Source organism: Amycolatopsis thailandensis (assembly GCF_002234405.1).
Taxonomy (GTDB): domain Bacteria; phylum Actinomycetota; class Actinomycetes; order Mycobacteriales; family Pseudonocardiaceae; genus Amycolatopsis; species Amycolatopsis thailandensis.
In genome coordinates this window covers 1-14,126 of the sequence record NZ_NMQT01000055.1, presented here as the reverse complement: position 1 = coordinate 14,126, position 14,126 = coordinate 1, and the positions used below count along the sequence as shown (strand labels likewise).

Below are 14,126 nucleotides of genomic sequence, written 5' to 3'. Positions count from 1 at the left end.
TACCGCATTTAGTCCTCTGGATGCGGTTGGTACGCATCCAGAGGACTAAATGCGGGGCGTCAGGCGACGGGGGAGTAGTGCGAAGCGTCGCCTTCGAGGGATTCGCTCGGCACCCCGTCGATGCCGACCGGGACGTCGCCCGCCACGGTGACCCGGTTCAGGCGGCGGGGCAGGTCGTCGTAGTTGTCGACGGCGTAGTGCTGGGTGATGCGGTTGTCGAACAGCACCAGCTGGTTCGGCTCCCAGCTCACCCGGACGACGTTCTCCGGCCGCGTCACGTAGGACTGCAGCAGCCGCAGGATGTCCCGCGACTCGCCCTTGGACAGCCCGATGATCCGCTGCGCGAACCCGCCGATGTACAGCCCGCGTTCGCCGGTCACCGGATGCACCCGCACCACCGGGTGGACCGTGCGGAACTTCTGCGAGACGAACACCTTCCGGCGTTCCTGCTCCGCCTCGTCGAGAGTCTCCGGCGCCTTCGCGTAGTCGTAGTCGTTGGTGTGCTCGGCGCGCAGCGTGTCGGCGAACGCCCGGAGCGGCTCCGGCAGGTCGCGGTACGCGGCGGCCGAGTTGGCGATGAGCGTCTCGCCACCGTAGGGCGGTACGACCAGGCTGCGCAGCGTGCTGGCCTTCGGCGGGTTGTGCACGAAGGTGACGTCGGTGTGCCACTGGTTCGCGCGGCCCTGCTCGCTGTCGACCGGCAGGATGGCGGGCTCCCCGTCGACCGACGGGACGGTCGGGTGCGCCTTGGTCAGCTCGCCGAAGTGCGCGGCGAACCGCTGCTGGCCCGCGTCGTCCAGCTCGACGTCGCGGAACACGAGCGCCTTGTGCTCGTGCAGGGCTTCGGTCACGAACGCGACGGTGGCGGCGTCGAGGTCCTTGGCCGGATCGACGCCGATCACCTGCGCGCCGATCCTGCCGGTGATCTTGCGGACCTCGACCTGGGTGTTTAGGGCGGTCATGCGGCATGCTCCTTCACTGCGGTGCGATGGACGGGACGGGCGAGGCCGTAGTGGCCGCGCAAGGTCGTGGCGGTGTACTCGGTGCGAAACAGGCCGCGCCGCTGGAGTTCCGGGACCACGAGGTCGACGAAGTCCTCGAGGCCGCCGGGCAGGGTGGGCGGCATGACGTTGAAGCCGTCCGCGGCGCCTTCGGTGAACCAGTGCTCCAGCTGGTCGGCCACTTGCGTTGCCGTACCGGCGAAGACACGGTGCCCACGCCCGCCCGCGAGCCGTTCGATCAGCTGGCGGATGGTCAGGTTCTCGCGCCGCGCCAGGCCGGTGACCAGCTCGAACCGGCTCTGCGCGCCTTCGGTGAAGGTGCCGACGTCGGGCAGCGGACCGTCGAGCGGATACGGCGTGAGGTCGTGGTCGAGCATGTTCGACAGCTGCCGCACGCCGTACGCGGGGGTGATCAGGGCGTTGAGCTCGGCCTCGCGTTCCTTCGCTTCGGCCTCCGTGCGGCCCAGGATCGGGCTGATCCCCGGCAGGATCTTGATCTCCTCCGGCGAGCGTCCGTACTTCGCGAGTCTTCCCTTGACGTCGTCGTAGAAAGCCTTGCCTTCGGCGAAAGTCTGCTGCGCGGTGAACACCGCCTCGGCGAACCGGGCCGCGTACTCCTTGCCCGTCTCCGACGAACCGGCCTGCACCAGCAAGGGATGTCCCTGCACCGGACGCGGGATGTTCAGCGGGCCGCGGACCTGGAAATGCGGGCCGTTGTGGTCGATCGGATGGATGCGGTCGGTGTCCGCGTAGACCCCGCTCGCCTTGTCGATGACGGCCGCGTCGTCGTCCCAGCTGTCCCAGAGTTTCCTTGCCACCTCGACGAATTCGGTGGCGCGTTCGTAACGCAGCGCGTGCGCCGGCCGGGCGTCGCGGTTGAAGTTGCGGGCCTCGTCCTCGCCCGCCGACGTCACGATGTTCCAGCCCGCGCGCCCGCCGCTGAGATGGTCGAGCGAAGCGAACTTCCGGGCCAGGTGGTACGGCTCGTTGTAGGTCGTCGACGCGGTGGCGATGAGACCGATGCGCTCGGTGGCCCCGGCCAGCGCCGAAAGCAGCGTCAGTGGCTCGAACAGGGTGTGCGAGTTGTAGCGGACGTTGCCCCACAAGGCGACGCCGTCGGCGAGGAACAGCGAATCCAGCTTGCCGCGCTCCGCCGTACGGGCGATGTCGACATAGTGTTTCAGCGTCGCGGCGCGCCGCGGATCCGTGCTGGGATGCCGCCAGGCCGCCTCGTGATGGCCGTTCGGCATCACGAACGCGTTGAGATGCAGGTGTTTCACGCCTTCTCCTTGACACGCCAGGTGGAGAATCGCCGCTCCAGCGCGACGAAGCCCGCGTTGATGGCCAGGCCCAGCACCGACACCGTGATGATCGCGGCATACATCTGCTGGATCTGGAAGTTGACCTGGGAGTTGTTGATCAGATAGCCGAGCCCGGCCTTGGCACCGACCATTTCGGCGGCGATCAGGATGAGGATCGAGTACGCCGCCGCCATCCGGATCCCGGTGAAGATGGTCGGCACCGCCGAGGGCAGGATCACCTTGCGGAACAGGTTCGGACTCGACAGCCCGAGCGAACGCGCGGCCTTGACCAGCAAGGGATCCACGGTGTTCACCCCGGCGATCGTGTTGAGCAGCACCGGCCAGACGCAGGCGTAGACGATCAGCGCGATCTTGGACACTTCGCCGATGCCGAGCAGGAGCGTGAACACCGGCAGCAACGCCAGCGCGGCGGTGTTGCGGGCGAGTTCCAGCAGCGGGTTCAGGAACTCCGCGAGCGGTCGGTACCAGGCGATCAGCAGCCCGAGCGGGACCGAGACGCCCACCGCGATCACGAACCCGGCGGCGGACCGGCCGAGACTCGCCAGCAGGTGATCGGCCAGCTGGCCGTTGAGGATCAGTTCCCAGAGCGCGACGAGGTCTTCCGACAGCGGCGGAAGGAAGGTCCTCGTTCCTTCGTCGAGGATGAACTGGGGAGCGAGTTCCCAGATGGCGAGGAACAGCAGGATCGCCGCCGAGCTGCGGAAAGCCTTGCCCAGCCTGCTTTTCTTACGTGCCTTCTCGACCGGTTTCGGTCCGGTGTGGACAGTCGGCGCTTCGAGTGTCGCGGTCATGCGGCCCTCCGGATCTCGTCGTGCAGGAGTTCCCACAGCCGGTGCCGGTGCGCCACGAACGCGGGCGCCGAGCGCAGATCGTCGTTGGAGCGGTCGCCGAGGTCGATGTCGACGACGTCCTTGAGCCTTCCCGGTCGCGAGGTGAGCACCGCGACCTTCTGTCCCAAGTAGACGGCTTCTTCGATGCTGTGGGTGATGAAGACGATGGTCTTGCCGGTGCGTTTCCAGATCCGCCGCAGTTCCTCCTGGAGCAGTTCGCGGGTCTGGGAGTCGAGCGCGGCGTACGGCTCGTCCATCAGCAGTACGTCGGGGTCGTAGGCGAGGCTCCTCGCGATCGCGACGCGTTGCTTCATGCCACCGGAAAGCTGGTGGGGGAGATGGTCTTCGAAGCCGGAAAGCCCGACCAGGTCGAGGAATTCCCTCGCCCTGTCGGCGCGCTGCCGCTTGGTCAGCGTGCCGCCTTCGAGCCCGAATTCGACGTTGGCGCGGGCGGTGCGCCAGGGGAACAACGCGTACTGCTGGAACACGACCCCGCGGTCCAGGCCCGGTCCAGTGACGGGCTTCCCGTCGATCAGGACCTCGCCGGACGTGGGTTTCGCGAGGCCGCCGAGCAGGTCGAGCAGGGTCGACTTGCCGGAGCCGCTGGGCCCGACGAGGGAGAGGAACGTGCCGTCCTCGATGTCGAGGGAGACGTCGTCCAGTGCGGTCAGGGCGCCGAAGGTCTTGGTGACCGAGCGGAGGCTGATCTTGGCGGTCACGCGCCACCGCCTTCGCGGAAGGGGTTGAACTCGTTGGTGTAGAGCTTCTTCAGGTCGACCTGGTCGTTCTTGATGAACCCGGACTGCTTGAGCCACTCCGTCCAGAGCGTGTAGTCGTTGTCGGAGATCAGCCCGCCCTTGGTGACGCCGACGCTCTTCCAGTACTTGAGCGTTTCGGTGTTCTCGTTGCGGCCGCGGTTCTGGATGATCTTGGTGAACCGGGCGATGACCTCCTCGCGTGGCGTGGTGCGTGCCCATTCGATCGCCTTGGCCACGCCGGTGACGAAGGTTTTCGTGGTCTCCGGGTACTTCTTGATGAAGTCGGTCCGCAGCACGTACGGCCCGCCGTTGTAGGGGCCAAACGCCTCGACGTCCTTCACGATCGCCCGCACCCCGCCGACGGAGAGGGCGCGGTCCTGGAGGACGCCGTTGAGCGCGGCGACGTCGATCTGGCCGTTGCGCAGGGCCTGTTCGGTGTTGATCGGCGGCAGGACGACCAGTTGCACCTGGCCGATCTCGGCGTCGGAGAGTCCGCTGCGCTTGAGCCAGGTGTCGAGGACGGCCTCCAGGTTCGCGCCGACGGTGTTGACGCCGACCTTCTTGCCGATGAGGTCGCGCGGGTTGCGGATCGGGCTGTCTTCCTTGACGTAGAAGCCCAAGAAGGTCTTCTCGTCGGAGCCGTAGTAGTTGACGACGGCCTTGATCGGGGCGCCGGCGTCCACGAGTTTGGCGACCGCGCCGGTGAAGGCGCCGCCGAAGTCGGTCTGATCGGTCGCGGCGGACTGGATGTCCTGCGGCCCGCTGATCGTGTTGCCGACCCACTTGAGTTTGACCGGGCCGAAGTACCCGAGGTCCTCGGCGAGTTCGGGGTAGGTGACGTTGTTCGCCGAACCTTGGTAGCGGAGTTCGAGTTTCTCCGGCTGTCCGGCGGCGCCCGCCGGGGTCGCGGAGGCGCCGCAGCCCGACAGCGCCAATCCGGCGAGGAGCGCGGCGATCAAGGGCACTGGTTTCTTCACGGTGGGCTCTTTCGTTCGGGTTCGCGTCGTCGAAGGAGATTCTTCGCAGGCCCGGCGGAGAGCGTCAATTTTGCGATTAAATGAAGTAACCCGGCTTTACGATACGTTGGCGAGGTGCGTGAAAAGAGGATCTTCGTAGAGGGCGTTCAGCGTGACCGCGCCACCGGCCGTCGCCAGCTCGGTCCCCGGAAAGCTCGACGACACAACGTTTTCGGTCGCGTTCTGGCAGATCCATGAGCGCTGGGAGACCTCGTCCCGGATCGTGGAAAGGCAACCCTCGACGTCGCGTACACTCTGGTCGAGCACGATGAGGATTTCCGGATTGAGGACGTCGAAGAGCAACGCGGCGGCCTGTCCTATTATTCGTGCGCGTTCCTGGAAAATGTCGATGGCGCCTTTGTTTCCCGATGCCGCCAAATGGAGCACTTCGGCGAAAGTCGGTTTTTCGGCGATTCCTGCTTCAACGGCCTTTCGGACGACCGTGCGCTCGGAAACCGTGGCCTCAAGACAGCCGGAACGCCCGCAGCGGCAAGGTTCTTCGCTGTCATCGACCCTTAGATGCGCGACGGCGCCCGCGGCCGAGCGCGGACCGTGGTGGACGGTTTCGCCGGTGGCGAAGGCCGCGTCGACCACGTTGCCGGTGAACAACTGCACCACACTGCTGCGCGCTCTCGGTTGCCCCAGCAGGCGTTCGGCGTGGATGAGCGCCCGCGAATGCCCGTCGACGCGGACGTCGAGCCCGGTCACCTCGGTGAGCAGCTCGCGCAACGGGACCCCTCGCCAGCCGAGCAATCCATGCTCGACCACCGTCCCCGACGCCTCGTCGACCCAGCCGCCGGTCGCCACCCCCAACCCGAGCGGAGTCCGGTCCGGCGCGTGTCCGATGAGGAGGTCGTCGAGCAGCTCCGCGATCTGCGCGACCTGCACGGCAGGCTCGGCGCCGTGATGCGGGGCTTCCAGCTGTGCCAGCACTTTTCCGCGCAGGTCCAGCAGGCCGACGGTGAGATGGTCGACCGCGATATGCGCTCCGCACACCACGAACCGCTCCGTGTCGAGGTCCACCGGCACATGCGGCCTGCCGACCGCGCCCGCGACCTCGGGCAGCTCGGTGAGGAAGCCCCGGCGCATCAGCTCGGCCACATGCCCCGTGACGGCGGCGGCACTCAGCCCGGTGCGGCGCGCGATGGTGCTGCGCGCTATCGCTCCTTCGTCCAGCACCACGCGGAGCACCGCGCTGGCACTGGCGCTCCGCCTGCCGGTCACGGTGCCGATATTCGCAAGTGGGTGCGGGTGGGCCTAGGGCTCTCAGCATCCGGGAGCTGGTCAGGCGGTCAGTTCACGGAAGAACTTGGCGCTGCGCTCGCAACGGTCCTCGTACCCGCGCGCCCGGTAGAAGGCGTGCGCGCCAGTCCGGCGGCGGGAACTGCTGACCTCCATGGCGACACAACCCCACCGCAGCGCCTGCTCTTCGGCGGCGGTGACCAGTTCGCGCCCGACCCCGGTGCCGCGCTGGCTCTCGTCCACCACGAGGGCCACGATCCGTCCCACGGAGCCCTCCCGTTCGAGGAGCGGGATCGCGACCACCGCGATGACGCCGACCACGCCGTCGCCCGACACGGCGACGAACGCGGCGCCTTCGGGGTGGGCGGCCCAGCGTTCGAGCCGGCGGCGGACGTCTTCCTCGTGGTTGTCCGGGTAGCCCAGCTGGGCGAGCAACGGGGTCACGGCGGGGGCATCCGTGGTGCGTGCCTGGCGGATCTCCATGAATCCCATTAAAGCGAGGGGCACGGAGCGCAGGTCGGTCCGGCGGCGCCGTCGGAGCGGGTGGCCGCGCGGCAACCCGCTCCGTGCCGGTCAGGAGCAGCAGGTGGCCGGGGTGGCGAGGGCGGCGCTGTCGGTGCCGAAGGTCTGCGAGTCGGCCTTGACGGTGTAGACCTCCCAGGGTTCCTGGCCGGGACCGTGGACCCAGATCTTGTCCTGCACGGCGTAGCAGCAGGTGGTGTCGTCCTCGGTCAGCGTCTCCAGGCCTTCGCCGGTCAGGCGCTTGCCGGCTTCGCTGACCTGGTCGGTGGACTCGACCTCGACGCCGAGGTGATCCATGACCGTGGCCTGACCGGGCTCCCCTTCGAGGAGCACGAGCTTGAGCGCGGGTTCGGCGATGGCGAAGTTCGCGTACCCGGGACGGAGTTTGGCCGGTTCGGTGCCGAAGAGCTTCGAGTAGAAGTCGATCGAACCTTCGAGGTCCCCGACGCGCAGCGCGAGCTGTACCCGTGACATCGCATCCTCCTTGAATAGACGTTCATCGAAACAGTGACTCGGCTTAGATTGTCCTCTAATTAGAAGTCTGTCAAGATAGACGCATGCCGAAACAGCTGCCGATCGCCGCGATGGACGCCTGTTGCTCGCCACTGGCCCGCGAACCGCTGAGCGAGGACCAGGCCGTCGAGCTGTCGAAGTTGTTCAAGGCGATGGCCGACCCGGTGCGGTTGCGGCTGCTTTCGCTGATCGCCTCCCACGCGGGCGGCGAGGCGTGCGTGTGCGACCTGACCGACGCGTTCGACCTGACCGGCCCGACCATCTCCCATCACCTCAAGGTGTTGCGGGAGTCCGGGCTGATCACCGGGCAGCGGCGCGGCACCTGGGTGTACTACCGCGTCCACCCCGAGGTGCTGGCCCGCCTGTCGGCCGTCCTGGTCCCCGGTGACACCGCGGTCCCGGCATGACCGGCCCGGACACGGGGGTGGTCGGCAAGCTGTCCACCCTGGACCGGTTCCTGCCCGTGTGGATCGCGGCCGCGATGGTCGCCGGGCTGCTCGCCGGACGCTGGATTCCCGGCCTGAACACGGTCCTGTCGGCGGTGCAGGTGGACGGGATCTCGCTGCCGATCGCGCTCGGGCTGCTGGTGATGATGTACCCGGTGCTGGCGAAGGTCCGCTACGACCGCCTCGGCACGGTCACCGGCGATCGGCGGCTGCTGTGGCCCTCGCTGGTGCTGAACTGGCTGATCGGCCCGGCGCTGATGTTCGCCCTCGCCTGGCTGCTGCTGCCCGATCTGCCGGAGTACCGGACCGGGCTGATCATCGTCGGCCTCGCCCGCTGCATCGCCATGGTGATCATCTGGAACGACCTCGCCTGCGGCGATCGCGAGGCCGCCGCCGTGCTGGTCGCGCTGAACTCGGTGTTCCAGGTGATCGCGTTCGGGTTCCTCGGCTGGTTCTACCTTGCGGTCCTGCCCGGCTGGCTCGGCCTCCCGCAAGCCGGCCTCGCGGTGTCCGGCTGGCAGATCGCGAAAAGCGTGCTGATCTTCCTCGGTATCCCGCTCCTGGCGGGCTACCTGACCCGACGCCTCGGCGAACGCGCGAAAGGCCGCGCCTGGTACGAGACCCGGTTCCTGCCGAGGATCGGACCGGCCGCGCTCTACGGGCTGCTGTTCACCATCGTGGTTCTCTTCGCGTTGCAAGGGGAACAGATCACCGCGCGGCCGCTGGACGTCGTCCGGATCGCGGTGCCGCTGCTGGTCTACTTCGGACTGATGTGGGCCGGGTCCTACGCTTTCGGCCGCGCGGTCGGCTTGTCCTACGAGCGCACCACGACACTGGCGTTCACCGCCGCGGGCAACAACTTCGAGCTCGCCATCGCCGTGGCCATCGCGACCTTCGGAGCGACCAGCGGCCAAGCGCTCGCCGGGGTCGTCGGTCCGCTGATCGAAGTCCCCGTCCTCGTCGCGCTCGTCTACGTTTCCCTGGCACTGCGCCGCCGCTTCACCCCAGCCCGCGTGGAGGTCACCCCGTGAACACCCCCGAAGTCCTGTTCGTCTGCGTCCACAACGCCGGGCGCTCCCAAATGGCCGCCGCGCTGCTGCACCACCACGCCGCCGGACGCGTCGCCGTCCGCTCCGCCGGATCCGCCCCCGCCGGCGAGATCAACCCCGCCGTGGTCGCGGTCATGGCCGAACTCGGCATCGACGTCTCCCGCGAATTCCCCAAGCGGCTGACCACCGACGCGGTCGAAGCCGCCGACGTCGTCATCACCATGGGCTGCGGCGACGCCTGCCCGGTCTTCCCCGGCAAGCGGTACCTCGACTGGCAGCTCGACGACCCCGCCGGCCGGGTCGTCGACCAGATCCGCCCGATCCGCGACGAGATCGACCGCCGCGTCCGCGAACTGCTCACCGAGCTGGTCGCCGGATGAAGCCCGCCCCGGTCCCGGTGCGGATTGCGCCCATGGAGGCAGGTCACGCCGAACAGGTGCTGGCGATCTACCAAACCGGACTAGACAGCGGCGACGCCGCCTTCGAGACCGCCGCACCCGACTGGACGACCTGGGACGCCACCCACCTCCAGGCGCACCGCCTGGTAGCGCTCGACGCGGCCGGGAAAGTGCTTGGCTGGGTCGGCGTCAGTGCTGTATCCGACCGGTGCGTCGACGCCGGAGTGGTCGAGCACGGCGTCTACGTCCACCCCGGCGCCCAAGGCCGGGGTGTCGGCCGGGCCTTGCTGACCGCGCTCATCACCTCGACGGAGAACGCGGGGATCTGGACCCTCCAAAGCGGGCTCTTCCCCGAGAACACCGCGAGCAGGGCACTGCACCGCGGCGCGGGCTTCCGGGAGATCGGAATCCGCGAACGCGTCGGCCGGCACCACGACCGCTGGCGCGACGTCGTAATGATCGAACGCCGCAGCGCGATCGCCGGCACCGACAAGGCGGCCACCTAGACCGGACCCCAGCCGCCCTGGGGGACTCGGGAGGTTGATCAATGGGTGCGAACCCAAGCCGGAAGAGACCTCTGATGTTCGGCAAGGCGTGTATAACGCTTTGTACTGAGACGGCGGGTTTGGCTCGTTCGAGCTGGTCCCGCCGTTGTGATGGTGACAAAGTCGGGATGACAGGATTTGAACCTGCGACCCTCCGCTCCCAAAGACCCGGGGGAGCGGTTTCTTGGGGTAGCCCAAGTTGCTTAAGCGCAGGTCGGCGCGATTTGTGCGACTCGTGAAGTGTCCCGACGGGGTACGAACTGAGACGGAATTTGAGACGGGCGCCGCCCCGCGCCCCGTGTCTACGACGCTCGCTCGCCGGAGTGCGGCAACTGTTGGGCTCGCAGCGGATGCGTCAGACTGTTGGACGTGGTCGAACTTGTGCTGACAGACAATCGCCGCAGTGAGCTGGTCGCGCTGCTTGACGATCAGGAACGTCTCCAGAGGGAGTACCCAAAACTCGCCGAGTACTTGGACTTCGCACCAGGCTTGCCAGGCACTGGTGACGACCAGCTCGATGCAGCCTTCGACTTGCGGATGATCCACTACCTGACAGCCAGCGAGTCGGCCAGTAGCAATCCGTACTGGGACATCGTTGCGCCGCTCGTTTCTGAACGCGCCGACCGCCGAGTCGTCGACGGCGGCCGTCCTTCGGGCAGCAGTCGGCTCGCGTTCGCTGCCACGATCTTGCAGTCGAGCTTCGCATACGCCATTCCGTCGCCGGAAACCCTGGAGTGGGTTGCATCAGCCTGCTCGGGACGTGCGGTGGTCGAGGTAGGTGCGGGCCGCGGCTACTGGGCGGCCCAGCTGAGCCAGTCGGGCCTCGACGTTCGTGCGTTCGATATCGCACCGCCCGATGCGACTTTGAACGCGTCATTTGACCATGCAGTGGGGCGGCAAGCCGTCTGGCATTCTGTCCGAAACGTTGAAGAGTTGCGGCCGGATCTCTGGGACGGCGGCAATAGTGCGCTGTTCCTGTGTTGGCCGCCAGGATGGGGCAACTCGATGGCTTCAGAGTCGTTGGCCAAATTCGAGGCGTCTGGCGGCCATCGACTCTTGTTCATTGGCGAGCCATGTGGCGGAAAGACAGGCGATGAGTCATTCTTCGATGCTCTAGCAGCGCGATGGAGTCTTATCGCCGAAGATGATCGATTTGTGTCATGGTGGAACCTGAACGACGTTGCTCAGGTTTGGGAGAGGCGCTAATCAGCGAACGAATGCGGGCCAGACTGCGAAAGCCTGGCCCGCATTCGAGGGTTAATCGCCGGTCGATCTCACCGCAGGGTCATCTTGAACACAAATGCATCATACCTGTCCCGAGGGTAGGAGATGTCAGAAATCATCACCACGTCGCCGTCTTCTGTGATGAATTTTTGATGCACGGTCTTCACGATTTCTCCGGGTTCAACCTTCAGCCATTGGGCGTGTTCCGGAACAGGAAGCCGGTCGGCGTGGGTTTCCTCAAGGTACTTTGCGGTGGATACTCCGGTGATCCCGAGTGGCTGATAGGTGTCGGATATGGAGATCGGCAGCCGCTCTTCAGTCGCTCTCGTAACAACATGAGTCACTATCTCGCCGACCGGCACGTTTAACGCTTCGGCTACTTCGGGGGGCGCAGGAATTTCCTCAGTGTCCCGCTCCACATGTGCCTCTTCGGCCGATTCATGGCCAAAGGTTGTTTCCGCATCTTCGAACTGTCGCTCCAAGGCCACTCGAATGAGGTTTGTTCGGCTCGAAACGAAGACGCCTCGACGTTGAACTGTTCGAACGAGACCCTGGTTCTGCAGAAGCTCGATCGCCTTTCTTGCAACGATCTTTGAGACACCGTTCTCTGCGGAAATCTCAGTGAGACTTGGCAGCTGAACGCCCGGGGGAAGCTGCCCGCTTCGAATTTTTCGAGCGTATTTACCTGCGATGGAAACGTACGCTGGCTCGGGCATTTGTTTCCTTCCATGCATTGGGCGGGCGGACATTTCGCAGAGTATACACAGCTGCGTATACATAGCGCTTCGTTGATGGGTTGCCGTATCGCGACGCCAGTCGCCGTTGGGGGATTGGCGTCGCTTGCTCGAACTCTCGGTCCGGCGTGGGCCGATTTGGTTCGTTGCCTGATCGTTACATTGCACTGTCTTCCCAGGTGGCGGCCACAAAGCCGAACTCTCCGGCGCTGTGCATATCCAGCTGTGCAGCACCAGGTCTGTTGTGCATACACAGTTGCGTATACGCTGCGATCACAGCGACTCCAGAGGGGGTTGCGACCGCAGCAAAAGCAGATGCCCCGGCCAGTGCTGGCACACCGACCGGGGCTTGCACCGGAACCTTGGGAGAAACGATGCAGGTGGAACGTACCCGGCTGTACCGGGTTCGGACGGTCGCGGACAGCTTCGACGTCTCAGTGGCCACGATCTATCGAGCGGTCGAATCCGGAGCGCTACGCGCGATCCGGATTGGCACCGGGAGGGGCGCGGTTCGGATCCCGGGTGTGGCCATCGAGCAGTACATCGCCGCATGTGAGTCCGCCGCGGTGACAAGGGCTGAGCGAGAAGACCAGGACGAAGCTGGGTTCGCGGCTGGGGGTGCGGCCTGATGCGCACGTTCGGGGCTCTTCTGACGGCGGTCGTGTTGATTGCGCTGGGGAATTTGCTGAGCGACTGGCATGTGAAGGCCGCTGTGGTGTGGCCGTGGTTTGTGGTCGCGGGTGTCGCGGCCGGCGTGTTCGGTCTGGCGGAGCTGATTCGGGGGAACTCGGCACGGCTGGTGACGGTCGCGGCCGGGCTGACCGGCTTGTCGATCTGGTTCGCGGGCTGGGTTCCCGCCGAGACGCCGGGCTACGACGTGTGGCCGTTCGGTCTGCTGATCGGCGGTCCGGTGCTCGCCGTGGCGGCGTTCGTGGGTTTGCGTGGCCGGAATGGTTCGTCGGGGTTGATCGGGAAGTGGTCGCGGCGTTCGCGCCGCAATGGTGGTGTGGCGTCGCGGTGGCAGATCTGGCGGGTGGCGTCGAAGTCGGCGATGCGGCGCAAGGCGAAGGTGCTGAAACCGGGGTTGAAGCGGGCGATGTGGTGGACCCGCCGCCAGGTGCCGGTCACGGAGTACGCGACGGCGGTGGCGCGGGTCGGGTTTCAGCGGATCTGGTCGCCGGTGGAGGACGTGACGTTGCGGCTGGGTGGGCCGCGGTCGGGGAAGACGGGGGAGCTGGCGTGCCGGATCCTCGACGCACCCGGCGCAGTGATCGCCACCAGCACGCGGACGGACCTGATCGAGCTGACCGCGCAGCTGCGCGAGCAGCAGCACGGGCCGGTGTTCGTGTTCAACCCGTCGGGGCTGGGGAAGCTGGACTCGACGATCACATTCGACCCGCTGGCCGGATGCGAGAACCCGGTGACCGCGACGCACCGCGCGTCCGATCTCTTGCCCGACGGCGGCAGTGACGAGCGGGAGCACTGGGTGTCGCAGGCCCGCCGCGCTTTGGCGACGCTGATGCACGCGGCCGCCCTGGGCGGCCTGGACATGGTGGATGTGCAGTCGTGGGTGGCGGACCCGGAGGGTGCGGCGGATGAGGTGCTGCGGCTGCTGCGCCGCTCGCCGGAACCGGCGTTCGAGACCACCGCGCGGCAGTTCCTGACCACGAACGACCGCACGAGGTCGTCGATCACGACCACGATCATGCCCGCCCTGGGGTGGCTGACCGACCCGACCGCGCGCGCCGCGGCCACGGGTGGCGCGTTCGACGTCGCCGACCTGCTCGACCAGCGCGGCACCGTCTACATGCTCGGCGCCGAGGAAGGCCACACCGCCCCGCTGGTGGCGGCGCTGACCTCCCACATCGCCCGCGAGGCCCGCCGCATCGCCTCCGAATCGCCCGGTGGACGACTCGATCCCGCGCTGACGATGGTGCTCGACGAGGCGGCGCTGATCTGCCCGGTTCCGTTGGACAACTGGACCTCGGACATGGGTGGCCGCAACATCACCATCCACATCGGTGCCCAGTCCCGCGCGCAGCTGCGCAAGCGGTGGGGCGACACCGGGTGTGCGGCGATCCTGACGAACTCCTCGACGCTGCTGGTGCTGGCCAACCAGAAGGACCCGGACGACCTACAGGCGTATTCGCTGCTGACCTCGGATCGGCACGAGATGGTCGCCACCGAGGACGTCGACGGGCACGTCACCGGCCGGACGCCGCAGCGGGTGCCGGTGCTGTCGCCGGGGCAGATCTCGCAGCTGCCGGAGCTGCACGCGGTGATCGTGCGCCGCGGGATGCCCGCCGCGATCGGGACACTGCAGATGGCGTGGAAGCGCCGCGAGGTGAAGGCGATCGAGCGCCGCTGGCGCCACGCCGAGCTGATGATCCGCTGGGCCGACCGCCGCGAGCTGTGGCTGACCAAGGCCGGGGCGTTCGTGGACATGCTCGCCGACCGCGTCGAGCCGTGGGTGGCTCGTGCGCAGGACTGGGCCGCCGAGCGTCGGGCCGCTCGTGTCGAGGCGGT

General features: G+C 67.0%; 16 protein-coding genes. 7 read left to right on the top strand and 9 right to left on the bottom strand.

Going from position 1 to position 14,126, the window contains the following annotated elements; genetic code table 11:
* Nucleotides 1-59: 59 nt before the first annotated feature.
* From CFP71_RS15555 to CFP71_RS15520, 8 genes are all read right to left on the bottom strand, one after another.
* Nucleotides 60-962 carry a TauD/TfdA dioxygenase family protein gene (locus CFP71_RS15555; RefSeq protein WP_093934567.1) on the bottom strand — a complete coding sequence of 301 codons (903 nt, stop codon included), beginning with the start codon at nt 960-962 and terminating at the stop codon, nt 60-62.
* A complete protein-coding gene (locus CFP71_RS15550) occupies nt 959-2,281 on the bottom strand; it encodes an LLM class flavin-dependent oxidoreductase (RefSeq protein ID WP_279629225.1) in 1,323 nt (440 codons plus the stop codon). The genes CFP71_RS15555 and CFP71_RS15550 overlap by 4 nt, the downstream gene beginning before the upstream one ends.
* On the bottom strand, nt 2,278-3,114 hold the full coding sequence (locus CFP71_RS15545) for an ABC transporter permease (RefSeq protein WP_093934566.1): 837 nt from the start codon (nt 3,112-3,114) through the stop codon (nt 2,278-2,280). Before CFP71_RS15545 ends, CFP71_RS15550 begins: the two co-directional genes overlap by 4 nt.
* Nucleotides 3,111-3,872, bottom strand: a complete 762-nt coding sequence (locus CFP71_RS15540; protein ID WP_093934565.1) for an ABC transporter ATP-binding protein — start codon at nt 3,870-3,872, stop codon at nt 3,111-3,113. The genes CFP71_RS15545 and CFP71_RS15540 overlap by 4 nt, the downstream gene beginning before the upstream one ends.
* Entirely contained in the window at nt 3,869-4,888 is a 1,020-nt protein-coding gene (locus CFP71_RS15535) for an ABC transporter substrate-binding protein (protein ID WP_093934564.1), read from the bottom strand. Before CFP71_RS15535 ends, CFP71_RS15540 begins: the two co-directional genes overlap by 4 nt.
* Before the next feature lie 96 nt (nt 4,889-4,984).
* Complete coding sequence (locus tag CFP71_RS15530; protein ID WP_093934563.1) at nt 4,985-6,151, bottom strand: ROK family transcriptional regulator; 1,167 nt, start codon at nt 6,149-6,151, stop codon at nt 4,985-4,987.
* A 60-nt stretch (nt 6,152-6,211) separates the two neighbouring features.
* A complete protein-coding gene (locus tag CFP71_RS15525; RefSeq protein ID WP_244199700.1) occupies nt 6,212-6,652 on the bottom strand; it encodes a GNAT family N-acetyltransferase in 441 nt (146 codons plus the stop codon).
* Nucleotides 6,653-6,742: 90 nt separating this feature from the next.
* The gene (locus tag CFP71_RS15520; protein ID WP_093934561.1) at nt 6,743-7,165 is read right to left on the bottom strand and encodes an ArsI/CadI family heavy metal resistance metalloenzyme; all 423 of its coding nucleotides are present in this window, start codon (nt 7,163-7,165) and stop codon (nt 6,743-6,745) included.
* 83 nt (nt 7,166-7,248) lie between these two features.
* Between CFP71_RS15520 and CFP71_RS15515 the strand changes: the two genes are divergently transcribed.
* The 5 genes from CFP71_RS15515 (at nt 7,249) to CFP71_RS15495 (ending at nt 10,848) form a co-directional block, all read left to right on the top strand.
* Nucleotides 7,249-7,611 (top strand): ArsR/SmtB family transcription factor, encoded by a 363-nt coding sequence (locus tag CFP71_RS15515; protein WP_093934560.1) that lies wholly within the window; start codon nt 7,249-7,251, stop codon nt 7,609-7,611.
* Nucleotides 7,608-8,681 (top strand): ACR3 family arsenite efflux transporter, encoded by a 1,074-nt coding sequence (gene arsB, locus CFP71_RS15510; RefSeq protein WP_093934559.1) that lies wholly within the window; start codon nt 7,608-7,610, stop codon nt 8,679-8,681. Before CFP71_RS15515 ends, arsB begins: the two co-directional genes overlap by 4 nt.
* Complete coding sequence (locus tag CFP71_RS15505; protein WP_093934558.1) at nt 8,678-9,079, top strand: arsenate reductase ArsC; 402 nt, start codon at nt 8,678-8,680, stop codon at nt 9,077-9,079. The genes arsB and CFP71_RS15505 overlap by 4 nt, the downstream gene beginning before the upstream one ends.
* 32 nt (nt 9,080-9,111) lie before the next feature.
* Nucleotides 9,112-9,603 carry a GNAT family N-acetyltransferase gene (locus CFP71_RS15500; protein ID WP_208635965.1) on the top strand — a complete coding sequence of 164 codons (492 nt, stop codon included), beginning with the start codon at nt 9,112-9,114 and terminating at the stop codon, nt 9,601-9,603.
* Between the two features lie 408 nt (nt 9,604-10,011).
* Nucleotides 10,012-10,848 carry a hypothetical protein gene (locus CFP71_RS15495; RefSeq protein WP_093934656.1) on the top strand — a complete coding sequence of 279 codons (837 nt, stop codon included), beginning with the start codon at nt 10,012-10,014 and terminating at the stop codon, nt 10,846-10,848.
* A 68-nt stretch (nt 10,849-10,916) separates the two neighbouring features.
* Here the strand turns inward: CFP71_RS15495 and CFP71_RS15490 are convergent, their stop codons facing one another.
* Nucleotides 10,917-11,582, bottom strand: coding sequence for a GntR family transcriptional regulator (locus CFP71_RS15490; protein ID WP_093934556.1), 666 nt, complete (start codon nt 11,580-11,582; stop codon nt 10,917-10,919).
* Nucleotides 11,583-11,974: 392 nt separating this feature from the next.
* On the opposite strand from CFP71_RS15490, the gene CFP71_RS43555 reads away from it, so the two are divergent.
* Nucleotides 11,975-12,229 (top strand): helix-turn-helix transcriptional regulator, encoded by a 255-nt coding sequence (locus tag CFP71_RS43555; RefSeq protein WP_244199699.1) that lies wholly within the window; start codon nt 11,975-11,977, stop codon nt 12,227-12,229.
* Nucleotides 12,229-14,126 (top strand): type IV secretory system conjugative DNA transfer family protein (locus CFP71_RS15480; RefSeq protein ID WP_093934555.1); only part of this gene is annotated, 1,898 nt, incomplete at its 3' end. The genes CFP71_RS43555 and CFP71_RS15480, both read left to right, overlap by 1 nt.